Here is a 20,827-nt window from a genome sequence, read left to right as displayed (position 1 = left end):
AAATGCACATAACCGAACTGATTGCGTTCCTGACTATATTGCTGGTGGCCAGTCTGGCCACGCCGCCGGTGGCTCGGCTGTTGCGGTTGCCAGTGGCCACGTTATTGGTGGTGGTCGGCTATCTGGCCTCTGAAATTTACATTGGCTTTGGTGGCGATACCGGCATACGCGCCAACAGCTTTCAGCCGCTGATCTTTTATGTGTTCCTACCTATCCTGATTTTTGACTCCGCCTACCACCTCAACGCCAAACAGCTGCTGCGCAATTTGCCCGCGGTGCTGTGGATGGCTATTTTGGGTATGGGCTTAACGGCGCTGCTCACCGCTGTGGGGGTGTATTTTGGCATCAACCACCCTACGGGTTTCCCCTGGACCACTGCTCTGGTGTGTGGTGCCTTGCTGGCCGCGACCGATCCGGTTGCGGTAGTTGCGCAGATCAAAAGCAGCAACGCCCCTCAGCAATTGGAAACCCTGCTGGAGGGAGAGAGTTTGTTCAATGATGCCACCGCGGTGGTGATGTTCTCCTTATTTATCACTCTTGCGGTGGGTGATGCAGAGGCAGTGACGACCAGCTCCGCGCTATTGGATTTCGCTCGTTTGTTTTTTGGCGGCATCGGCTTTGGCTTGGTGACCGGTTATCTGGCCAGTTTGTTGAGCAGGCTACTGAAAGACGGCTACAGTGCCCCGATACTGACGCTGCTGCTCGCCTACGGTACTTTTTATGTGGGCGAACACTGGTTACATGTGTCCGGCATTATGGCGGTACTGGCAGCGGGTTTGGTGCTTGGTCACAATCACCAGCGGGTACTGGATAAACAACAGGCGCTGCCACTCAAGCAGCTGTGGGGGTTGCTGGGGCAGCTGGGTAATAACCTGGTGTTTTTGCTGATGGGAGTCACCGTCAGCCTGGCCATGTTTACCCAACGCTGGCTGGCGATCCTTATTGCCATTGGTGTGGTGGTGGTTGCCCGGATTATCAGCACCTGGCTGAGCCTTAAAGCGGCCCAATTGACCCCCGCCGGTGAACCGGTACCGAAAGCCTATCAACCAGTGCTGATGTGGGGTGGCCTGAGAGGTGTGGTGGCCATTGCGTTGGCATTGTCACTGCCAACCGATATGCAAGGCTGGTGGACGGTGCAGTCCATTGCGTTTGGGGTGGTGGTGTTCTCACTGTTTATTCAGGCGCCCAGTAACCAGTGGTTGCTGAATCGGTTGAAGGATAAGGTTTAGTATCTTTTTTCGGGGGTTAGTGGATTTTCTGCCCTGACTTTTGTGGTCTGAAATACCTCATTCATGTAAGCTTCGTTCAGGCATTACCTATCCGGTTACGTCTATAGCAAATAGTGTTTCCTAATTGCCCTCCCATAATTTTAGATATCCCATAATCTGTCAGTCCAAGGAAAATTGCACATGGATTGTTTACATCGTCTGTTGTTGTTGATCGGTTTTATAGTACTAAGCGCCTGTGGCGGCGGAGGTGGCGGTAGTAATACCGTTCAGCCCCCCGTTGTAAATACACCACCAACGGCAAACGCAGGTGCCAACCAAACAGTCAACGAAAGCACTTTGGTGCAATTAGAAGGGGCTGGAAGTGACGCCGAAGGCGGGGTCAGTTTTGCTTGGTCACAGGTCAGTGGGCCGGCGGTTGCTCTATCTGATAGCACAGTCAGCAACCCCAGTTTTCGAGCGCCGGTCGTGGATATTGGTACATCGGCAGAAATTCAGTTGATGCTGGAGGTAACAGATAGCGGTGGCCTCAGCACCAGCGATACCGTCACCATTGATGCCAATTCCAATGATTTTTTTGTTTTTATCGCCGATCCGGACCAAATAGGTGCCAGGGAATTGTTTGCTTATAACCCTGAATCCGCCACTTTGTCCAAATTAAGCCAGACGTTAGAGCCTGGCGACGAAATCAGAACATTTGTTATTGCTCCTGACCGTCGCCATGTTGGCTATCGTATCGATCATGCCAATGATGAGGGCTCTGTTTATGTTGTGTCCCCAGATGGCTCTGGGCGGCAATTAATCACCCGTGGACTGGGGGTTAGTTATGGTTGGGCCCCTGATGGTTCACGGCTGCATTTTAGGCAACGTAATGCCTTTACTCGTGTTTGGGAGCTGTTTACCTCTTTCCCCGACGGTTCTGGGCAGGTAAAAGTTAGCCTTGCCACTACAGGGTTCGGCGTCAGTTCCAGTCGGGGAGTGCGTCCAGTCTGGGCACCCGATTCTTCACGCATTTTGTACGCTGAAGATCGTGAAGGTATTAGGGGTCTTTATACAGTGCGCCCGGATGGTACGGACAATATCAGAATTAATAGCCCGTTAACCTCTGTAAACGACTTTGTCGGTTCTTCAGCTTGGGCTCCGGACGGCTCACGCATAGCCTACGCGATGAGTATTGCCGGTGGTTCGACAGAGGTTTTCACGGCGCTGCCTGACGCTTCCTCCGAGCCTGTAAGAGTCAGCCGTATAGACGAAAATAATGAAACTTTTGGGTTTTTGTTGTGGCTGTTTGATTCTTCCCGAATTACTTTCAGTGCTTTTTCGACGCTGACGGAAGAGCAGCGCTATTATGTCAACGAACCGGATGGAGGTAGTTTGACTCTGGCGGCCTCTAGCCCTTCGGGTATTCTTAGGAGTGTTCAGTTTTCTCCCTCAGTGTCTTTTGATTCTAACCATATTGGCTTTCTGGCGAATTCTAATGGCCCGGTAGAACTGTTTAGCGTTGCCGCTGATGGTACAGACCTGAATCGCGTTAATGGTGAATTAGTCACTGGTGGCCGGGTCAGTGAAGATATCGAGAGCCTGTGGCGTTGGTCCCCGGACTCTTCTCGTCTGAGCTACTGGGCTGACCAGGATATTCAGGGAAGGCTTGAGCTATACACCTCACAAATAGATGGCAGTGGCAATGTGAAAGTCAACCAGGCTTTGACTGGCACAGAAGAACTGTTTGAGTCCTGTTGGTCGCCGGACTCGTCTCGTATCACTTATCGAACCCACGTCGGCGACTTTAGCCCTTCGCCATCACCCAGGATTTTTTCAGCACTGCCGGATGGTTCAGATACCCATGAGCTGCCATTGCCTACAGGTGCCAGTAGCTTTGTTGATCTTCTGCCCTGGTCTTCGGATTCGGCGTATTTTTTGTTTCAAACCGCAGGGCAAAATCCGACATCCAGTAACCTGTATTCTGCATCACCAGATGGCCGCCAGGTAGCATTGCTCAATGATACCCAAGCGGATTCGATTGCTGATACGTTCTGGTCGCCTGACGGTTCACAGGTTATTTATTCTCTGACCAACTCATCAGGTACGGACTCTTATATCGCTACAGCAGACGGTTCGAGCATCGTCAATATAGGAGATGGCTTGGTCGACATCGGGCAATTTCGTACTTTGCGTTGGGCGCGCTCAATAGGGCCGACTCCGTTCGAATCTTGTATTTTCGACCAATTTTCCCCTTAAAACTTTATCGGGAGGAAATTCGCAAAAAAAGCGGTGTTAAAAACACCGCTTTTTTAAAGTGACAGTGGTTGCCTAATCAAGCCTCTTCTTGTTGAGCTTGACGCTCCTCACGGCGCTGCTGAATTTTTTCCCGACGCTGTTGCTTGCGCTCCATACGTTTTTGACGGTGTTCTTCCAATTGCTGCTTTTGTTCGTCGGTCAACAAATCGTGAATGCGGCCCTTCATTTCTGCCCGTTTCGCCACCAGCTGTCCGTGTAGCTCACCCTGTTGTGCCGCCAGGGCTTCAATTTCCGCCTGGCTGGCACCGTTGCGCACGGCTTCGCCCAGTGCTTTGCGTACTTCTCGGCTCTCCTTTTTCAGCTCGCGCATTTGCGGGCGCATTTCTTCGTGTATGGCACGTGCCTGTTCCCGTTGGCTTTGGTCCAGATTAAGGTGCTTGGCCATGCGTTTAAAAGTGTGCTCGGCGTGGTGGCCTCGGTGTTTGCCGCCCTTACCGGACTCTGCCAAAGTGGCCGTAGAAATGGTGAACGCGCCAACCAGGGCCAGGGCAATACCGGTTGCTTGTAATGTCTTCATGGGCTGTGTCTCCTGTGTTTGAGCCTGTTTAGAATGTGAAGCCAGTCTATGCTCGGCTGCTGTAAGAGAGGGTTTAGCCTGTGTAAGAAGGTGTAAATCTTTTGTAAATAGCAGTGTGTTCGCTTGGGATATGGCAACATAAGCCACTGATAAAGGGCGCGGAGAGCTGCATGGGGCAACACATTCTGATTGTCGATGACGATACTGAGCTGTGCGACATGGTGTCTGATTATTTGACCCTGGAGGGGTTTGCGACCACCTGTGTAAATGATGGTGAGCAAGGCGCACAAATGGGCTGCAGTGGCCACTTTGATGCAGTGGTGCTCGACGTGATGTTGCCGAAAATGAACGGTTTTGATGTGCTGCGCCAGGTTCGTGCCCGCTCCCGGTTGCCGGTGCTGATGCTCACTGCCCGCGGCGAGGAAATTGACCGTATTGTTGGCCTCGAAATGGGTGCTGATGACTATTTGCCGAAACCCTTTAGCCCTCGGGAATTGACGGCTCGGTTGAGGGCCATTTTGCGGCGTATGGATCGCAGTGCCGACAATCAGCAGGAATGCACTTTTGCAGGTTTGTGCTTGCAGCCCGGCTCCCGCCAGGCGACGCTGAACGGAATGGCTTTGGAACTCACCAGCTCTGAATACAACATTCTGTATACCCTGATCTCCCGTGCCGCTGAGGTAGTGACCAAAGAATTGATTTCCAGTGAAGCGCTGGGTAAACCGCTGGCTCGCTACGACCGCAGTATCGATATGCACATCAGCCACCTGCGCCGTAAGCTGTCCAGCGGCAGTTCTCAAGGGCCGACGATTGAAACCATTCGTGGTATTGGCTACCAGTTGATTGAGGCCAAATAGTGGGTAGGTTGTTCTGGAAACTATTCTCCGCCTACTGGCTGGCTTTTGTGGTGATTATTGCCGGCGCTGCTGTGGGTTTGAAATTGTACCGGCAGCACCTGATCGAAAACCTGTTTGAAAATTCCAGTCATCCAGAAGTAGTGACCATTGCCTACACCCTTCGCGACGAGGGCGAAGACGCTGCCCGTCGCCTGTTGCGTGAAATGCGCTCCTCCGGTGTTTCTCACCGCCGCCTCGGTTTGGTGGTTGTCGACGAAACTGGGCGCGACCTCAATGGCCGCAAAATTCGCCCGCATTTGATGCAGCGCTTAAAGCGGGCGCTGGATAAACCTCTGGTGTTTCCGCAGCGCAGGGTGACTGCGCCAAGCGGTAATCGCTATCGAGTGCTGTCACTGCGAGACCCCCAGGACCAACAGGCGCAGCAATCTTTGATGGGAGGATCATGGTTGGTGTTGCTGGTGTCTTTGTTGGTGAGCCTGGTGCTTTGCTTTTTGTTGGCCCGTTACCTGAGTCGGCCCATCAAACAACTGAGCCGGGCTACCCGCAGTTACTCTGGCGGCAATCTGGATATACGAGTGGCTGACGGAGTTGGGTCCAGGCGAGATGAAATTGCCGACCTGGCCCACGACTTCGACGCCATGGCCGCTAAGCTGCAAGAGCTTATCAATGGCCAGAAACAGCTGCTGACCGACGTATCCCATGAGTTAAGGTCGCCGTTGGCTCGGCTGCAAATGGCGGTTGGTCTGGCCCGCAAACGCCAGCAGCAAAGTTCGCTCAGCCCGGATGAGCTGGATCGATTCGAACGGGACATTAAACGCCTTGGAGAGTTGGTAGGCCAGGTACTGACATTGTCTCGCCTGGAAACCGGCCTTAATGCTCAGCCGCAAGAGGATTTGGTGGATGTGCGGGAGTTGCTGGCCGCCATTGTTGACGACGCTAACTACGAAGCTCGCAGCAAAACAGCGCAAGTGGTGTTGACGGCGAACATTCACCCGCAACTGTTGGCCAACGCGGAATTGTTGCACCAGGCACTGGAGAATGTGATTCGCAATGGCGTGCGTTATACGGAGCCGGGTACGGAAGTGACCGTCACCGTAGCTGCCAAAGATGAGGCCTGGTTTGATATCGAAGTTTGCGATGCCGGCCCCGGTGTCGCCGATGAGCTGCTGGACAAACTGTTCGACCCGTTTGTTCGCGGCAGTGCTGCCCGTGAGCGGGGTTCTAATGACCAAGGTTACGGTTTGGGGATGGCCATTACCAAGCGCGCCATCGAACACCACGGCGGCAGTGCTTTCGCCCAAAATCGTCGAAAAGGAGGGTTGTGCGTCACTGTTCGTCTACCTTACAGCGGTATCTCATTGTCTGACTGATGGCTGGCGTTGAGTTTGCCATTGCAAGACTGCATTATTGCGCCATGCTTCACCTCACCGTTTGATAAGGAACCGATATGGATTGGTCTACAGTCATTTTCTGGTTGGTCATTATTGGCATTGGCCTTTACGTGGCCTCTATTTACAACCGCTTGGTGCTGTTCAAAAACCGCTACCAAAATGCGTTTGCGCAAATAGAAGTTCAACTAAAACGCCGCTACGACCTGATCCCCAATTTGGTGGAAACCGCCAAAGGCTATCTCAAGCACGAAAGAGAAACTCTGGAAGCGGTCATCAGCGCCCGCAACAGCGCTCTTGCCGGCCTTAAAGCCGCTGCTGCTAACCCAGCCAGTGGGGCCGCTTTGCAGGAGTTGGCGGGTGCCGAGGGGGCTCTTGCCGGAGCGTTGGGCAAGCTCAATGTGGTCGTCGAGGCCTACCCGGATCTCAAAGCCAACGAAAACATGATGCAGCTGACCGAAGAACTGACTTCCACGGAAAACCGCGTCTCTTTTGCCCGCCAGTCTTTTAACGATTGCGTTACGGCCTACAACAGTTACCGGCAGAGCTTCCCACCAGTGATATTCGCCGGCTTTTTTGGCCATGGCAATGATGCCTCGCTGTTGGAATTTGAAGACAGCGAAGCCATCCAGCAGGCGCCCAAAGTCAGCTTTTAAACGCCAATTTTTAGCGACTAACCGCCAGGGATGTGCCAACAATGAATTTCTACCAACACCAAGACAGCGCCCGACGCAGTACCTGGCGGCTGGTGGCGCTGTTTTTGCTGGCGGTGCTCAGCTTGGTGGTACTCACCAACCTTCTGGTGGCTGCAGTTCTGGGTTACAACGGCAACTTGCAGGGGGTGGATCAAACCCTGTTTTTAAAAGTATCCATCGCCGTGATGGGCACCATTGGCCTGGTGATTCTGTTCAAGTGGCTACAGCTGCGGGGCGGCGGCAAAGTGGTGGCGGAGCAGATGGGTGGCGTATTGCTGAGCCGTGACAGCCGCGACCCGGATGAACGCCAATTACTGAATGTGGTGGAAGAAATGGCCATCGCCGCGGGCATGCCGGTACCTCCGGTGTACCTGCTGGAAGAATCGGGCATCAACGCGTTCGCCGCCGGCTACAGTGCCCGGGATGCAGTGATCGGTGTTACTCGGGGTGCCTTGCAAGCGTTGAATCGCGACCAGCTTCAGGGTGTGATTGGCCACGAGTTCAGCCATATTCTCCACGGCGATACCCGCATTAACCTGCGACTGATTGCTATATTGGCGGGCATTGTGTTCATCGGCCAGGCCGGTCGAATACTGATGCGCAGTTCCGGGCGCCGGTCTATGGTGCGCACAAGAAGCAAAAACGGTGGCGGCCTGGTACTGCTTGGCCTTGGGCTCACCGTGATTGGTTATCTGGGCGTGATGTTGGGTAATTTGATTCGCGCGGCAGTCAGTCGCCAGCGGGAATTTCTGGCGGATGCGTCCGCGGTGCAATATACACGCAACCCTGAGGGTATTGCCGGTGCGCTACAAGTGATTGGTGGCAGCACTGCCAAGTCCTACATGCAAAGCAATCGTGCCGAGCAAAACAGCCATTTGTTTTTTGGTAGCGTACTGCTGCGCAAAGCTCGCTCTGCGTTTGCTACCCACCCACCTCTGGAACAGCGCATCCAACGTATATTGCCGGACTGGGACGGGGAATTTATAGAGCCTTCCACTCAATCTGCATCGAGCGATGTGCAGCCAACGGTCAGTCAGTTTGCCGGTGGTGACATGGCAAACTTGCAGCAACAAGTGCCGTTGGCCGGGCAGCTGACCGAGGCTAATCTTAAGCAAGGGCGACAACTGATTGCCGGACTGCCCAAGGTGTTGGACCAGGCCAGCCGCCACCCTTATTACGCCAGGGCACTGGTGTTGGCGATGGTGGTAAGCAAGAAGCCGGGAGAACTGCAACAACGGCAACTAACATTTGTAGACGATGGTATTCGTCTGCGCCAGCGGGTTGAATCGCTGCTGCCAGCGGTTGCTAAATTGAAAGCCGAGCAGCGTTTGCCATTGCTTGAGCTGGCAGTACCCGTGCTCAAACAGCAATCTTTTCGTCAGTACCAACAATTTGAGCATTATCTGCAAGAAGTGGTCGCTGCCGATGGTGAACTGGACCCTTTTGAATGGATGTTGCAGCGCCTGCTTTCCGACTATCTGGAAAGTAGCTACAGCCTCCCGGGTAAACAAGGCCGAAGCATCGATTCCCTTTATCGGGTCAGCAAAGAGTGCTTTCAGCTGATGAGCCTGGTGGCCCATCAGGGTCACAAAAGTTACTACCCAGCGGAAACGGCATTTTTTAAAGCCTTGAATGTGCTCAATATCGGGCCTTCTCCCATTGTCCGTGAGCAGGAGCTGAGCCTGCCAGCTATCGACGCCGCTCTTAATCGTCTGCAACGGTTGCAGGCGCCACTCAAAGAACGCCTGCTAAAAGCCTGCGCCGCCTGCATCGAACACGATAATCAAGTGACAGCCAGGGAGCGGGAATGGCTGCGTGTGGTGGCGGTAGCGTTGGACTGTCCGATGCCGGTGTTAAGTGCCTGAGCATAGGACCATTTGTGATGACAGAGACGGGATCGCCTTTATATAAACTGACTCTGATTGTGTTAAGTGTTTATGTACTCTTTGCTCTGCTCATAGAGGCATTTTGGATATCAGATCCAGAGATAAAAAAGATTCTTCAGTATGTTGACTTCTTTATCTGCCTTTTATTCTTGATTGATTTCTTTATTTGCTTTTTTGCAGCCAAATCAAAAATTGAATATATGAAATGGGGTTGGATAGATTTGTTGGCCTCGATACCAGCATTGGATCCATTGAGATGGGGACGCCTTTCAAAAGTTATTCGTATAATTCGATACCTCAGGGCAATAAAATCTATTCGTGTCCTTGTAGGAAGTCTGCATGCAAATAAATTTGAAACACTAACGCTTTGTGTGTTTTTAGTGGTGTTCTTTGCCTTTTCATTGTCTGCAGCATTTATTTTGGAGTTCGAGCGGGACTATAACTCCAATATATCGACAGCTGAGTCAGCATTGTGGTGGGCGTTCTTGAATTTAATGAATGCAAAATCATCTATTAGTCATGCGGTTAGTCCTGAAGGCGTGACCATGACGATTGTGCTTAATAAGGTTGGCTTGTTAGTTTTTGCTTATCTGAATTCAATGATCGTAGCTTGGCTTGTTTTACAAAAAAAGAATAGCACCAAACTCTCAAGTGACGTCTGCGATGATAACTAAACCACCACCATATTATTGCGATGAATCAATTCCTCGGAATCAATAAACCCCAATAACTCAGCAATTTCGCGACTGTTTTTACCACAAATTCTGGCGCTGTCTTCAGCGCTGTAATTCACCAGGCCACGAGCCACCTCTCGGCCGTTGTTATCCACACAGCGCACCAGGTCGCCGCGTTGGAATTGACCGGTTACGTTGGTCACTCCAATAGGCAATAGGCTTTTGCCTTGCTGTTGCAATACTTTAACGGCGCCGTCATCGAGAGTAAGGGTGCCGCGAAACTGCAGTTGACCGGCAAGCCATTGCTTGCGAGCGGCCACTGGTTGTTCGTCGGCGCGCAAACAGGTGCCCAGGTTTTCGCCGCCGTGCAAACGCTTGAGAATATCAGTTTCATGTCCCCAAGCGATTAGGGTGTGGGCACCGGAGCGAGCCGCCAGGCGCGCAGCCCGCAGCTTGGTTACCATGCCGCCGCGCCCCAGGGTGCCACCGCCGCTGGCCAGTTTGTCCAGGCTGCTATTGGCGGCGCGCTCTTCGCTAATCAGCTCGGCGTCTGGGTTGTTGCGTGGGTCGGCGCTGTACAAACCTTTCTGGTCCGTGAGTATGGTGAGTGTGTCCGCTTCCACCAGATTGGCCACTAGCGCACCCAGGGTGTCGTTGTCACCAAAGCGAATTTCATCGGTTACCACGGTATCGTTTTCGTTAATGACCGGAATAACGCCCAAATCCAGCAGCGCACGCAGGGTACTGCGAGCATTCAGGTAGCGACGGCGGTTAGACAAGTCATCGTGAGTCAGCAGGATTTGCGCGGTTTGCAGATCGTGTTGTTGCAGTGCGCTCTGCCAGGTTTGCACCAGCCCCATCTGGCCCACGGCAGCAACCGCTTGTAGCTGATGAATGGTGTCTGGCCGCTGTTTGAGCCCCAGTTGGCTGAGACCGGCAGCCACCGCTCCGGAGGACACCAACACCACTTCAACGCCCTGACCTCGCAGAAACGCCAGTTGCTGTGCCCATTGGCCGATGGCGTCACTGTCCAGACACTGTCCATTGTCGGTGAGCAGGGCGCTGCCGATTTTGACTACCCAGCGGCGGCTGTTGTTAAGTTGACTGCGGATATTCATGGGTACTAATTACGGTGCTTATGTTCATGGTGCGGCTCGGTTGCGGACTGTATCACAGGCTGTCAATAAACAGGGCATCAAGTCAGCAGTGAACCGGGTACCACTTGCGGTGACACGCCGTGCCTTCCTTATAAAATAAGCATCCCTGCTGGCCACAGTCACGGCAAGTGGCACCCGATTCATCGCTTGCAGTGATACGTAGAGCAACATTCGGTTGTACCCTTTTCTCCTCCGCTTGGGTATTATCGCCGCCATGGATATTTCTACGTATATGAATGAAACCGGCCAGCGGGCGCGTCAGGCGTCCCGGGCCGTTGCTCGCGCCACCAGCGAGCAAAAAAATCGTGCCCTGCTGGCCATGGCCGCAGCGCTGGACAGTGCCCGCGAGGAATTGCTGGTGGCCAATCAAAAAGACCTTGAGGCAGGGCGTGAATCCGGCCTGGATGCGGCTTTGCTGGATCGTCTGGCACTGGATAACAACCGTATCGATGGCATGTTGGAAGGCCTGCGCCAAGTGGCTGGCCTTGAAGATCCCATCGGTGAAATCAGTGATTTGCGCTATCGTCCCACCGGTATTCAGTTGGGCAAAATGCGCGTGCCTTTGGGGGTGGTGGGTATTATTTACGAATCTCGCCCCAATGTGACCATCGACGCCGCCAGTTTGTGCTTGAAATCCGGCAATGCGGCTATTTTGCGTGGTGGCAGTGAAGCCATTAATAGCAATTGCGCCATTGCCCGTTGTGTAGCGGCGGGGCTGACTGAAGCAGGGCTGCCAGAAAATGCGATACAGCTGATTGAAACCACCGACCGCGCAGCGGTAGGCCAGCTGATTACCATGCCAGACTATGTGGATGTGATTATTCCCCGCGGCGGTCGCGGCCTGATTGAACGCATCAGCAACGATGCGCGGGTACCGGTTATCAAGCACCTGGACGGTATTTGCCACGTGTACATTGATGACGCTGCGGATCTGGAGAAGGCCTTTAACATTGCCTTTAACGCCAAGACCCATCGCTATGGTGTATGTAACGCCATGGAAACCCTGTTGGTGGCGGATGCGGTAGCCAGCGAGATTCTGCCGCGCCTGGCCCAGGCTTACGGGGACAAAGGGGTGGAGCTGCGAGGCTGCGAGCGTACCCAACAGCTGATTACCTGCACCCCGGCCAGCGAGGAGGATTGGGTCACAGAGTATTTGGGCCCGGTGCTGTCCATTCGTGTGGTAACAGATGCAGATGAAGCCATGGACCATATCGCTCAGTACAGCTCTGGCCATACTGAGTCCATCGTGACCGAAAATTACACCACCGGTCGCCGTTTTCTGGCGGAAGTGGATTCCAGCTCGGTGATGATTAATGCGTCCACTCGTTTTGCCGATGGCTTTGAGTACGGGCTGGGTGCCGAGATCGGCATCTCCACCGACAAATTCCACGCTCGCGGCCCAGTGGGACTGGAAGGGCTGACCTCCCAAAAGTGGATTGTGTTTGGCGATGGCCAGATCAGGCAGTAACCGTTGAGCCATCGCTCACCGTCCCAGCGGCTCGCTGTGGGTCTGTTTGGGGGTACCTTCAACCCGGTACATATCGGCCACCTGCGCTCGGCGTTGGAACTCCGCCAGCATCTGCAACTGGATGAAATGCGCTTGATGCCTTGTGCGCTGCCTCCTCATCGGGATGCTCCGGAGGTAACCGCAGAGCATCGCCTGGCCATGCTGCAATTGGCGCTGGTGGATGAGCCCGGTTTGCAAGTGGACGATCGGGAACTGCGTCGCGCAAAAACCAATGGTGACCGGCCTTCTTATACCATCGATTCTGTCATTGAGTTGCGCGCCGAATTGGGCCCGCAGGCTGTGATCTGCCTATGTGTTGGCATGGATTCCCTGTTATCTCTGGACAGCTGGCACCGCTGGCGCGAACTGCTGGATTTTGCGCATTTGGTCGTGGTGGCTCGGCCCGGCTGGAGCCTGCCAGACAGTGGCCCGATCGCTCAATGGCTGGCAGATTATCGTGTTGAACAGCTACAACAGCTGCTGGAGCAGCCTTGTGGCGGCGTCTGGTTGGAGCAGTTAACGCTGCTGCCAGTATCATCCACAGGTATTCGCCAGGCACTGGTGAAGTCAGAATCGGTGCGTTACCTGTTGCCAGAGCCGGTAATAAGCTACATTAAAGAACACAACCTGTACAAAAAGGTGAGTTGAAAGATGGTTTGGAAAAATTTATGAGTCAAGGTTTGCAGGAACTGGTTATCGATGCCCTGGAAGGCGTTAAAGCAAAAGATGTTGTCACTCTGGACGTGAGTGGTTTGAGCGATGTGATGGATACCATGATCGTCGCCAGTGGCACGTCCAACCGCCATGTTAAAGCCCTGGCCGACAACGTTACTCACGAGGCCAAGGCCGCCGGCTTCCAGCCATTGGGAGTGGAGGGTGCCGACCGCGCAGAGTGGGTGCTGGTGGATCTCGGTGATGTGGTGGTGCACATTATGTTGCCGGCCACCCGTGTGTTTTACGATTTGGAAAAACTCTGGTCCATGCGCCCGGATGATGTTGGTAAAGAACAGCAGTAACTGCCGAAACCATGCGCCTGAAAATTATTGCTGTTGGCACCAAAATGCCTTCGTGGGTAGAGGCTGGTGTTGCTGAATACAGCAAGCGCCTGCCCCCGGAATTAAAACTGGAGTGGCACGAGCTACCTCTTGGCCAACGTGGTAAAGGGGCCGACCTCAAGCGGGCCATTGCCCGGGAGGGGGAGGCCATGCTCAAGGCCATCGGCCACAATGATCGGGTGGTGGCGCTGGATGTCAAAGGCAAACCCTGGAGCACCGAACAGCTGGCCGGTCAATTAAGCGACTGGCAGTTTCAGGGCTGTGATTACAGTTTTTTGATCGGTGGCCCCGATGGTTTGGCGGCACCCTGTCTGGCCAGAGCGGATGCCAAGTGGTCGCTGTCACCGCTGACGCTGCCACACCCGCTGGTGCGTATCCTGCTGGCAGAGCAGCTGTACCGTGCCTGGACGATTAACGTGGGTCATCCCTACCATAAATAATGAAGCGAGCATCCTCCGCCTTGTGTCCTCCGGAGTATAACCATTAACCAGAAGCTTAAAGATTCCCAGCGGGAGAGGTCACTGTACGCCATGCGCTTGCTGGTGGCTGCGTTGGTGGTGGTTGGTCTGACTCTGGCTTTGGCGGGGCGTTACTACAGCTTGCAGGTGACCAATCACGATCATTTTGTCGCCGCATCTGATGAGAACCGGGTGCACGTTCGCCCGGTGGCCCCCATTCGCGGGCTGGTTTACGACCGCAACGGTGTGCTGTTAGCGGACAATCGCCCCAGCTTTACCTTGCGGATTGTGGTCGAGCGCAGCGACGATCTGGATGCGCTGCTGGCCCAATTAGGCCAAATGATCGATATTTCGGAGCAGCAGGTCGCGCAATTTAAAAAGCGCCTGACCCGGCGTCACCCCTACGAAGCGATTCCTCTGCGTTACAACCTGACCGAGCGTGAGCGCGGCATTTTGGCGGTGGATGCCCATCGCCTGCCTGGGGTAGAAGTCGCCGCCCAGGTGGTGCGTTACTACCCGCAGCAGGAATTGATGGCCCACGTGCTGGGCTATGTCAGTCGCATCAGCGAGGGCGACCTGAACCGCCGTGATGAGCAGTTGTATCAGGGCACCGATGTGATCGGCAAGCGTGGCCTAGAGTACTACTACGAAGATCAACTGCTGGGCCAGGTGGGCAACGAGCATGTGGAAACCAACTCGCTAGGTCGTGTGATGCGAGTGCTGGAACGCAACGACCCAGTGCCAGGTTCCGATCTGCAATTGTTTATCGACAGCCGCTTGCAGAAAGTGGCGCTGGACGCCCTGGCCGGAGAGCGAGGCTCGGTAGTGGCCTTGGATACCGAAACCGGCGGGGTGCTGGCCATGGTGAGTGCGCCCAGTTACAACGCCAATCTGTTTGTGACCGGAATCAGCCACCGGGATTACGGTGAGCTGCGGGATTCTTTGGATCGGCCTTTGCTCAACCGCACTGTGCAGGGCACTTATCCGCCGGCGTCTACGGTAAAGCCCGCTTACGGACTCGCTACCCTTGAAACCGGGGTAGCGACACCGGCAACCCGTATTTGGGGGCCTGGGTTTTACAAGTTGCCTAACCACGATCACGAATACCGCTGCTGGGAGCGACGTGGCCATGGCCATATGACCTTGAATGATGCGATTCGCCAGTCCTGCGATATCTACTTTTACCGCGTCAGCTACGATATGGGCATCGACCGCATGGCGCCCTACGGCAAAATGTTCGGCCTGGGCCAGCCCACCGGTATTGATCTGTCTGGGGAGAAGGCGGGTGTGATGCCCGATCGCCCCTGGAAAGAAGGCGCCAGAGGGCTGCCCTGGTTTCCTGGTGACACCATCAACACCTCCATTGGCCAGGGGTTTAGTACTGCTACCCCATTGCAGCTCGCGGTAATGGCCATGCGTCTGGCCAATCGCGGTGAGGGCAGACCGCCCAAGTTGGTGAAAAAGGTGGCGGAGGAGGTGGTGGATCTGGAGCCGCCCAGTCAGCACGTACAGGCCAGTGACGCCAGCTGGAATGTGGTACAGGCTGCCATGGAGTCGGTGATACACAATATTCGCGGCACCGCCCAATCCATTTCCAAAGACTTGCAGTATCGCATTGCCGGTAAAACCGGTACCGCTCAGGTGGTGGGCATCGCCCAAGGGGAGGAGTACGACGCCGAGGCAGTGGCAAAACGTAAACGCCCCCACGCTCTGTTTATCGGTTACGCCCCCGCAGACGACCCCCAAATTGCCGTGGCGGTGATTATCGAGAATGGTGAGAAGAGCAGCCGCAGCGCCAAAGTGGCGCGCCAGGTGATGGATGCCTGGTTGTTGGAATATGCGCCAACTCCTCTGACTAAAGAGGGGGCGGAATAGCGATGCAAAACGATTTTGTTCGCCATCTGCGCCAGCACAGCACCGGTATGTACCGCAAAAATCGCTGGCAGAAGTTGCACTTGGACTTGCCGTTGATTGTGTTGCTGATGTTGCTCTGCGGTGTTGGTTTGTTGGTGCTCTACAGCGCCACTGACCAGAGCCAACACTATGTTAAACGCCAACTGGCGTACTACGGTATAGGCTTTTTTGTGATGCTGGTGACTGCACAACTGTCGCCGCGTCTGCTGGTTCGCTGGGCGGCAGCGCCCTACGGCATGGGTTTATTGTTGTTGGTGGCAGTGTTGTTCTTTGGGGTGGGTGCCAAGGGGGCTCAACGCTGGTTGGAGCTGGGTGGATTTCGCTTTCAGCCCTCGGAAATTATGAAAATCGCAGTGCCACTGATGCTGGCCAGTTATCTGGGGCAGCGGCCACTGCCCCCTGCATTCCGCTATATTGTCGCCGCTTTGTTGATGATGGCACTGCCGGGGCTGTTGGTGGGGTTGCAACCGGATTTGGGTACTGCGCTACTAATTTTTGCCTCCGGTTTTTTTGTGTTGTTTCTGGCGGGGCTGCACAAGCGCTATATGGGTGGCGCTGCGCTGCTGGCACTGGCGGCGATTCCGCTGTTTTGGTTGTTTTTACTGCACGATTACCAGAAACAACGCATCCTGACGTTGCTCGACCCCCAGGCGGATCGCCTCGGTTCCGGCTGGAATATTATTCAGTCCACCACGGCAATCGGTTCCGGTGGCTGGCAGGGCAAAGGGTGGATGCAGGGCACTCAATCGCAGTTGGACTTTCTGCCAGAGCCCCACACGGATTTTATTATCGCGGTACTCAGTGAAGAATTTGGCCTGACCGGAGTGCTCAGCCTTTTGGGGCTGTACTTGCTAATTGTGGGGCGCTGCCTGTTTTTGACGTTGCGCGCTAGCAATATGTTTGGCCGCCTGCTGGCGGGCAGCATCGCGCTGACATTTTTTGTGTATGTGGTGGTCAACATGGGTATGGTGTCTGGCGTTCTACCTGTGGTTGGGGTACCTCTACCCTTGGTAAGTTATGGTGGCACATCCATTGTGACCCTGCTGCTGGGGTTTGGTATGCTGATGGCCGTTTGTGTTGGTAAGAAATAGGGCCTTCTCAAGGGCTCGCATATTTCAGTGAAGGGAGTGGTATAGGTGAACAAACCCGTAATGCGTATTTTGGTGGCGATGTTGTTGGTATTTGCTGCCGGTGCACAGGCAAAAAACTATCTGGGTAACCCCCAGGCAGAAGCGTTTATCGGCAAGATGGTGGAAGAACATGGTTTTAAAGCCACGGATTTGAGGCGCCTGTTTGCCGAGGCCGAGTACAAACAGAGCATCATCGATGCCATGACTCGCCCGGCGGAAAAGGTCAAACCTTGGAAGGACTACCGCAAGATTTTTTACACCAATAAGCGCATTGATTTGGGAACCCGCTTTTGGCGTGAAAATGCCGATGTGTTGACTCGAGCGCAAAAAGACTACGGCGTGGATCCCGCGGTAATTGTGGCGATTATTGGGGTGGAAACCTACTACGGTCGCAACAAGGGCTCTTTCCGGGTGCTGGACGCGCTGTCCACTTTGGCGTTTGATTACCCCAAGCGCAGCCGCTTCTTTACCAAGCAGCTGGAGCATTTTCTGCTGCTGGCTCGAGAGCAGAACCAGGACCCTCTCAAGCTCAAAGGTTCTTACGCCGGAGCCATGGGCTTTGGCCAGTTTATCCCCAGTAGCTACCGCGCTTACGCCGTAGACTACGACAAAGACGGCTTTGCGGACATCTGGAACAATACCACCGATGCCATTGGCAGTGTCGCCAACTACTTTGCCGAACACGGCTGGAAAGACGGCGAACCGGTGGCCACCCGGGTCAAGCTCAAGTCGGATTATTCACCAGATGTGATTACCCAGGGCCTGAAGCCGGATCGCACCATTCTGGAGTTCAGTGAGCACGGCTATTTTCCAGTGGACTTTGCGTCGCCGGACGCCATGGCTTCAGCGATGAAACTCAATGGTTCCAAAGGCGCGGAGTTTTGGTTTGGCCTGCACAACTTCTATGTAATTACCCGCTACAACCACAGCAAGCTGTACGCGATGGCGGTGTATCAGGTGAGCGAGGCTATTCGCGAACGTATGGAACGCGACGTTGGCGAAAACTAAATCCGGCAACAACGCACCTGTACGCTACTGGCTGGCGGCCACGCTGCTGGTCTTGGCTGGTTGCGAAAGTTCCAATTACTACAAGGATGACCGGCCCCCGAGCCGGGATCGGGATGTCAGCCAGATCCCGGACGCGGTACCCAAAGTAGAGCCCATCACCCGCGCGGGCAATACCAACCCCTACCGGGCGCTGGGCAAAACCTATCGCCTGCTCCCGGACAACCGCGGTTACAAGGCGCGGGGCATGGCGTCCTGGTACGGCAGCAAGTTCCATGGCAGAAAAACGGCCAATGGCGAAACCTACGATATGTTTGCCATGACCGCCGCCCATAAAACCCTGAAAATTCCCGCTTACGTGAAAGTCACCAACCTGGAAAATGGCCGCCAGGTGGTGGTGCGAGTCAATGATCGCGGCCCGTTTTTGCACGACCGCCTGATCGACCTTTCCTACGCCGCCGCCAAAAAGCTCGGCTTTGCCAGCGATGGCCTGGCCCAGGTGGAAGTGGAGTACATCGACCCCCTGCAACAGGCCAGCCGAGCTGAGCCGGTACGCCCACCGAAACAGCTCGGTAAGCCAATGGAAGAGGGCAGTTACCTGCAGTTGGCCGCTTTTTCTCAAGCAAAGCCCGCTCTGCAAATGCAGGCCAGAGTGCGGCAGTGGGCGGGGCATCCGGTTTTGATGACTATCCACGAAGGTGCCAACGGTTTGCTCTATAAAGTTTTAATTGGCCCGCTCCAGCAATCGACGGAGCAAAAGCGGGTCAAGGAGATGGTGCGCAGCAAAGAAAAACTATCTCCATTTTTGGTTCACTATTAAACCAACTGTTTCACTCATTCCAACACGCTCTCGTGGTAGAATTGCCGCCGATTTTTTCCTGCCAAAGCCCAAAGTTGGCGTGCTTGTTCAAGGAATAGTGATGACTACCAAGCTGTTTGACCGATTCGGTCGCCTGTTTCTGGCCTCTTGTCTTACCCTGTTGGCCCCCCTGTTGTTTGCCATTACCCCGGCGCCCCCGGAACTGTCTGCCAAAGGTTGGATTCTGGTGGATGCGGATACCGGTGAAATTCTGGTGGAGCACAATGCCAACGAACAGCTTGAGCCCGCCAGCCTCACCAAAATGATGACCAGCTATATCGTCTCCAAAGATGTCCACGAAGGCAAAATTGGCGAGCAGGATATGGTGCCTATCAGCGTCAGAGCCTGGCGTATGGGTGGTTCCAAGATGTTTGTGCGCGAGGGCACCGAAGTCAAACTCATCGACTTGCTGCGCGGTGTGATTATTCAGTCCGGCAACGACGCTTCGGTGGCGCTCGCGGAGTACGTGGCGGGCAGTGAAGACGCGTTTGCCGATGTGATGAACCAGCAGGCACAACTGTTGGGCATGAACAATACCAACTTTGAAAACGCCACCGGCTGGCCGGCGGAAGGGCACCTAACTACTGCCTACGATTTGTCGCTGTTGGCGCGGGCTCTGATCACTGATCACCCGGAGCACTACGCCATCTATTCAGAGAAATATTTCAAGTACAACATCGACAAACCCCAGCCCAACCGCAATCGCCTGTTGTGGCGAGACAAGTCAGTAGACGGTATCAAAACCGGGCACACAGAAGCTGCCGGTTACTGCCTGGTGGCCTCCGCTGTGCGTGACGGTATGCGCCTGATCTCGGTGGTGATGGGCACTGATAGCGATGAAGATCGAGCCAGAGAGTCACAAAAACTGCTCTCCTATGGGTTCCGCTATTTTGAAAGTGCCAGAGTGTTTAGTGCTCAGGAAGTGTTGCAGGAAAACGCCCGGGTCTGGTACGGCGAAGGTGAGCACATCAACCTGATTGTGGCAGAAGATACTCAGCTTACGGTTCCTTATGGGGCGGGTAAAAAGCTCGAAATTGCGGTAAATAGCCCCGAACGTATTGAAGCTCCCATTGCCGATGGCCAACAGCTGGGTACGGTTACTGTGAGCTATGAGGGCGAGGTATTAAAAGAACTGCCACTGGTTTCGGATCGTGAAATTCCTGAAGCGGGCTTTTTTGCCCGGTTGTGGGACAGCATCAAGCTGTTCTTTGTGGGTATTTTCAGTTGATTATCGGAGGGCATATGGCGACTGAACAGGACGCCCCCAAAATCGAATTTCCCTGCGATTACCCGATCAAGGTAATGGGCAAGGCCCACCCGGATTTTCATGCCTATGTGCTGGAAGTGATGCATCGCCATGTTGACGATTTTGACCCACAGCGGGTGACGGTACGCGATAGCAGTAAAGGCACATTCCAGTCCATGACGGTGACCATTGTGTGCACTGGCAAACCACAGCTGGACGCGATTTTTGCCGACCTGAAAGACCACCCCATGGTTCATATGGTGATCTGAGCCTATGGCTGCCGGTACTGTTTACGTACGTCAACTGGGGCGCCAGCCTTACGAGCCGGTGTTTGCGGCGATGAAGGCCTTTACCGATGGCCGAGATGACAACAGCCGCGACGAAATCTGGCTGGTACAACACGACCCGGTATTTACCCAGGGGCAGGCGGGCAAGGCCGAGCATGTATTGTTTCCCGGCGATATTCCGGTTGTACAAGTGGATCGCGGTGGCCAAGTGACCTACCATGGCCCCGGCCAAATTGTCGCTTACCCGATGGTGGACTTACGTCGCCGAGGTATTGGCGTGCGACAACTGGTCACTGCCATCGAACAGAGCATAGTAGACACCCTGGCACCGTATGGTATTGTCGCTGCCCCCAAAGCAGACGCCCCCGGGGTCTATGTCAATGACGACAAAATCGCTTCCCTGGGGCTACGGGTGCGCAAAGGCAAAAGTTACCATGGCCTGGCATTTAATATTGATATGGATCTGTCGCCGTTTGGCCGTATCAATCCCTGTGGTTACCAGGGATTGCAAATGGTACAGATGAAGGATTTGGTGCAGGGTAAGTTGCCCCCTTATAGCACTGTAGAAGAGCAGCTACTCGGCCATATGGTCAATAATCTGGGGTTTGAAGACTGGCAATATTTGATCGACCCAGAAGCCATATTAATTGCCGAGCAGCGTGCCTGAC

Annotated in this window: 20 protein-coding genes; 18 read left to right on the top strand and 2 right to left on the bottom strand. The window is 54.4% G+C overall.

Going from position 1 to position 20,827, the window contains the following annotated elements; translation table 11 throughout:
* The first annotated feature begins 2 nt into the window (after positions 1-2).
* Positions 3-1,229 (top strand): sodium:proton antiporter, encoded by a 1,227-nt coding sequence (locus tag KFE80_07575; GenBank protein UTW44262.1) that lies wholly within the window; start codon positions 3-5, stop codon positions 1,227-1,229.
* Positions 1,230-1,409: 180 nt separating this feature from the next.
* The gene (locus KFE80_07570; GenBank protein UTW44261.1) at positions 1,410-3,464 is read left to right on the top strand and encodes a hypothetical protein; all 2,055 of its coding nucleotides are present in this window, start codon (positions 1,410-1,412) and stop codon (positions 3,462-3,464) included.
* 76 nt (positions 3,465-3,540) lie between these two features.
* Here the strand turns inward: KFE80_07570 and KFE80_07565 are convergent, their stop codons facing one another.
* Positions 3,541-4,041 carry a Spy/CpxP family protein refolding chaperone gene (locus KFE80_07565; protein UTW44260.1) on the bottom strand — a complete coding sequence of 167 codons (501 nt, stop codon included), beginning with the start codon at positions 4,039-4,041 and terminating at the stop codon, positions 3,541-3,543.
* 170 nt (positions 4,042-4,211) lie between these two features.
* On the opposite strand from KFE80_07565, the gene KFE80_07560 reads away from it, so the two are divergent.
* The 5 genes from KFE80_07560 to KFE80_07540 all read left to right on the top strand — a co-directional run bounded on the left by KFE80_07560 (position 4,212) and on the right by KFE80_07540 (position 9,541).
* Positions 4,212-4,898, top strand: coding sequence for a response regulator transcription factor (locus KFE80_07560; protein UTW44259.1), 687 nt, complete (start codon positions 4,212-4,214; stop codon positions 4,896-4,898).
* Positions 4,898-6,268: a HAMP domain-containing protein gene (locus KFE80_07555; protein ID UTW44258.1), complete on the top strand. Its 1,371-nt coding sequence runs from the start codon at positions 4,898-4,900 to the stop codon at positions 6,266-6,268. The genes KFE80_07560 and KFE80_07555 overlap by 1 nt, the downstream gene beginning before the upstream one ends.
* A gap of 77 nt (positions 6,269-6,345) precedes the next feature.
* Positions 6,346-6,942: a LemA family protein gene (locus KFE80_07550; GenBank protein UTW44257.1), complete on the top strand. Its 597-nt coding sequence runs from the start codon at positions 6,346-6,348 to the stop codon at positions 6,940-6,942.
* A 41-nt stretch (positions 6,943-6,983) separates the two neighbouring features.
* Positions 6,984-8,846, top strand: a complete 1,863-nt coding sequence (locus KFE80_07545; GenBank protein ID UTW44256.1) for a M48 family metallopeptidase — start codon at positions 6,984-6,986, stop codon at positions 8,844-8,846.
* A gap of 17 nt (positions 8,847-8,863) precedes the next feature.
* Positions 8,864-9,541, top strand: a complete 678-nt coding sequence (locus KFE80_07540; GenBank protein UTW46669.1) for an ion transporter — start codon at positions 8,864-8,866, stop codon at positions 9,539-9,541.
* On the opposite strand, the gene KFE80_07535 is transcribed toward KFE80_07540, so the two are convergent.
* On the bottom strand, positions 9,538-10,659 hold the full coding sequence (locus KFE80_07535; protein ID UTW44255.1) for a glutamate 5-kinase: 1,122 nt from the start codon (positions 10,657-10,659) through the stop codon (positions 9,538-9,540). The two genes, KFE80_07540 and KFE80_07535, sit on opposite strands and share 4 nt — an antisense overlap.
* Before the next feature lie 253 nt (positions 10,660-10,912).
* Here KFE80_07535 and KFE80_07530 point away from each other — a divergent pair, with 253 nt between their 5' ends.
* From KFE80_07530 to lipB, 11 genes are all read left to right on the top strand, one after another.
* Positions 10,913-12,166: a glutamate-5-semialdehyde dehydrogenase gene (locus KFE80_07530; protein ID UTW44254.1), complete on the top strand. Its 1,254-nt coding sequence runs from the start codon at positions 10,913-10,915 to the stop codon at positions 12,164-12,166.
* Between the two features lie 3 nt (positions 12,167-12,169).
* Positions 12,170-12,853 carry a nicotinate-nucleotide adenylyltransferase gene (gene nadD, locus KFE80_07525; GenBank protein ID UTW44253.1) on the top strand — a complete coding sequence of 228 codons (684 nt, stop codon included), beginning with the start codon at positions 12,170-12,172 and terminating at the stop codon, positions 12,851-12,853.
* 20 nt (positions 12,854-12,873) lie between these two features.
* Positions 12,874-13,221, top strand: a complete 348-nt coding sequence (rsfS, locus tag KFE80_07520; protein UTW44252.1) for a ribosome silencing factor — start codon at positions 12,874-12,876, stop codon at positions 13,219-13,221.
* Positions 13,222-13,232: 11 nt separating this feature from the next.
* Entirely contained in the window at positions 13,233-13,700 is a 468-nt protein-coding gene (rlmH, locus tag KFE80_07515) for a 23S rRNA (pseudouridine(1915)-N(3))-methyltransferase RlmH (protein ID UTW44251.1), read from the top strand.
* A 90-nt stretch (positions 13,701-13,790) separates the two neighbouring features.
* A complete protein-coding gene (gene mrdA / locus KFE80_07510) occupies positions 13,791-15,593 on the top strand; it encodes a penicillin-binding protein 2 (GenBank protein ID UTW44250.1) in 1,803 nt (600 codons plus the stop codon).
* 2 nt (positions 15,594-15,595) lie between these two features.
* Positions 15,596-16,723 (top strand): rod shape-determining protein RodA, encoded by a 1,128-nt coding sequence (gene rodA / locus KFE80_07505; protein UTW44249.1) that lies wholly within the window; start codon positions 15,596-15,598, stop codon positions 16,721-16,723.
* A 60-nt stretch (positions 16,724-16,783) separates the two neighbouring features.
* Positions 16,784-17,770, top strand: coding sequence for a lytic murein transglycosylase B (mltB, locus tag KFE80_07500; protein ID UTW46668.1), 987 nt, complete (start codon positions 16,784-16,786; stop codon positions 17,768-17,770).
* Positions 17,757-18,587 (top strand): septal ring lytic transglycosylase RlpA family protein, encoded by an 831-nt coding sequence (locus KFE80_07495; protein ID UTW44248.1) that lies wholly within the window; start codon positions 17,757-17,759, stop codon positions 18,585-18,587. Before mltB ends, KFE80_07495 begins: the two co-directional genes overlap by 14 nt.
* A gap of 100 nt (positions 18,588-18,687) precedes the next feature.
* Complete coding sequence (locus tag KFE80_07490) at positions 18,688-19,854, top strand: D-alanyl-D-alanine carboxypeptidase (protein UTW44247.1); 1,167 nt, start codon at positions 18,688-18,690, stop codon at positions 19,852-19,854.
* Between the two features lie 14 nt (positions 19,855-19,868).
* Positions 19,869-20,141, top strand: coding sequence for a DUF493 domain-containing protein (locus KFE80_07485; protein ID UTW44246.1), 273 nt, complete (start codon positions 19,869-19,871; stop codon positions 20,139-20,141).
* Between the two features lie 4 nt (positions 20,142-20,145).
* Positions 20,146-20,826, top strand: coding sequence for a lipoyl(octanoyl) transferase LipB (gene lipB, locus KFE80_07480; GenBank protein ID UTW44245.1), 681 nt, complete (start codon positions 20,146-20,148; stop codon positions 20,824-20,826).
* The last annotated feature ends 1 nt before the right edge of the window (position 20,827 follow it).

This window comes from bacterium SCSIO 12696, assembly GCA_024397955.1.
Classification (GTDB): domain Bacteria; phylum Pseudomonadota; class Gammaproteobacteria; order Pseudomonadales; family Porticoccaceae; genus SCSIO-12696.
Note: the sequence above shows the minus strand (reverse complement) of the source record. Positions and strands in the feature narration are given on the sequence as shown.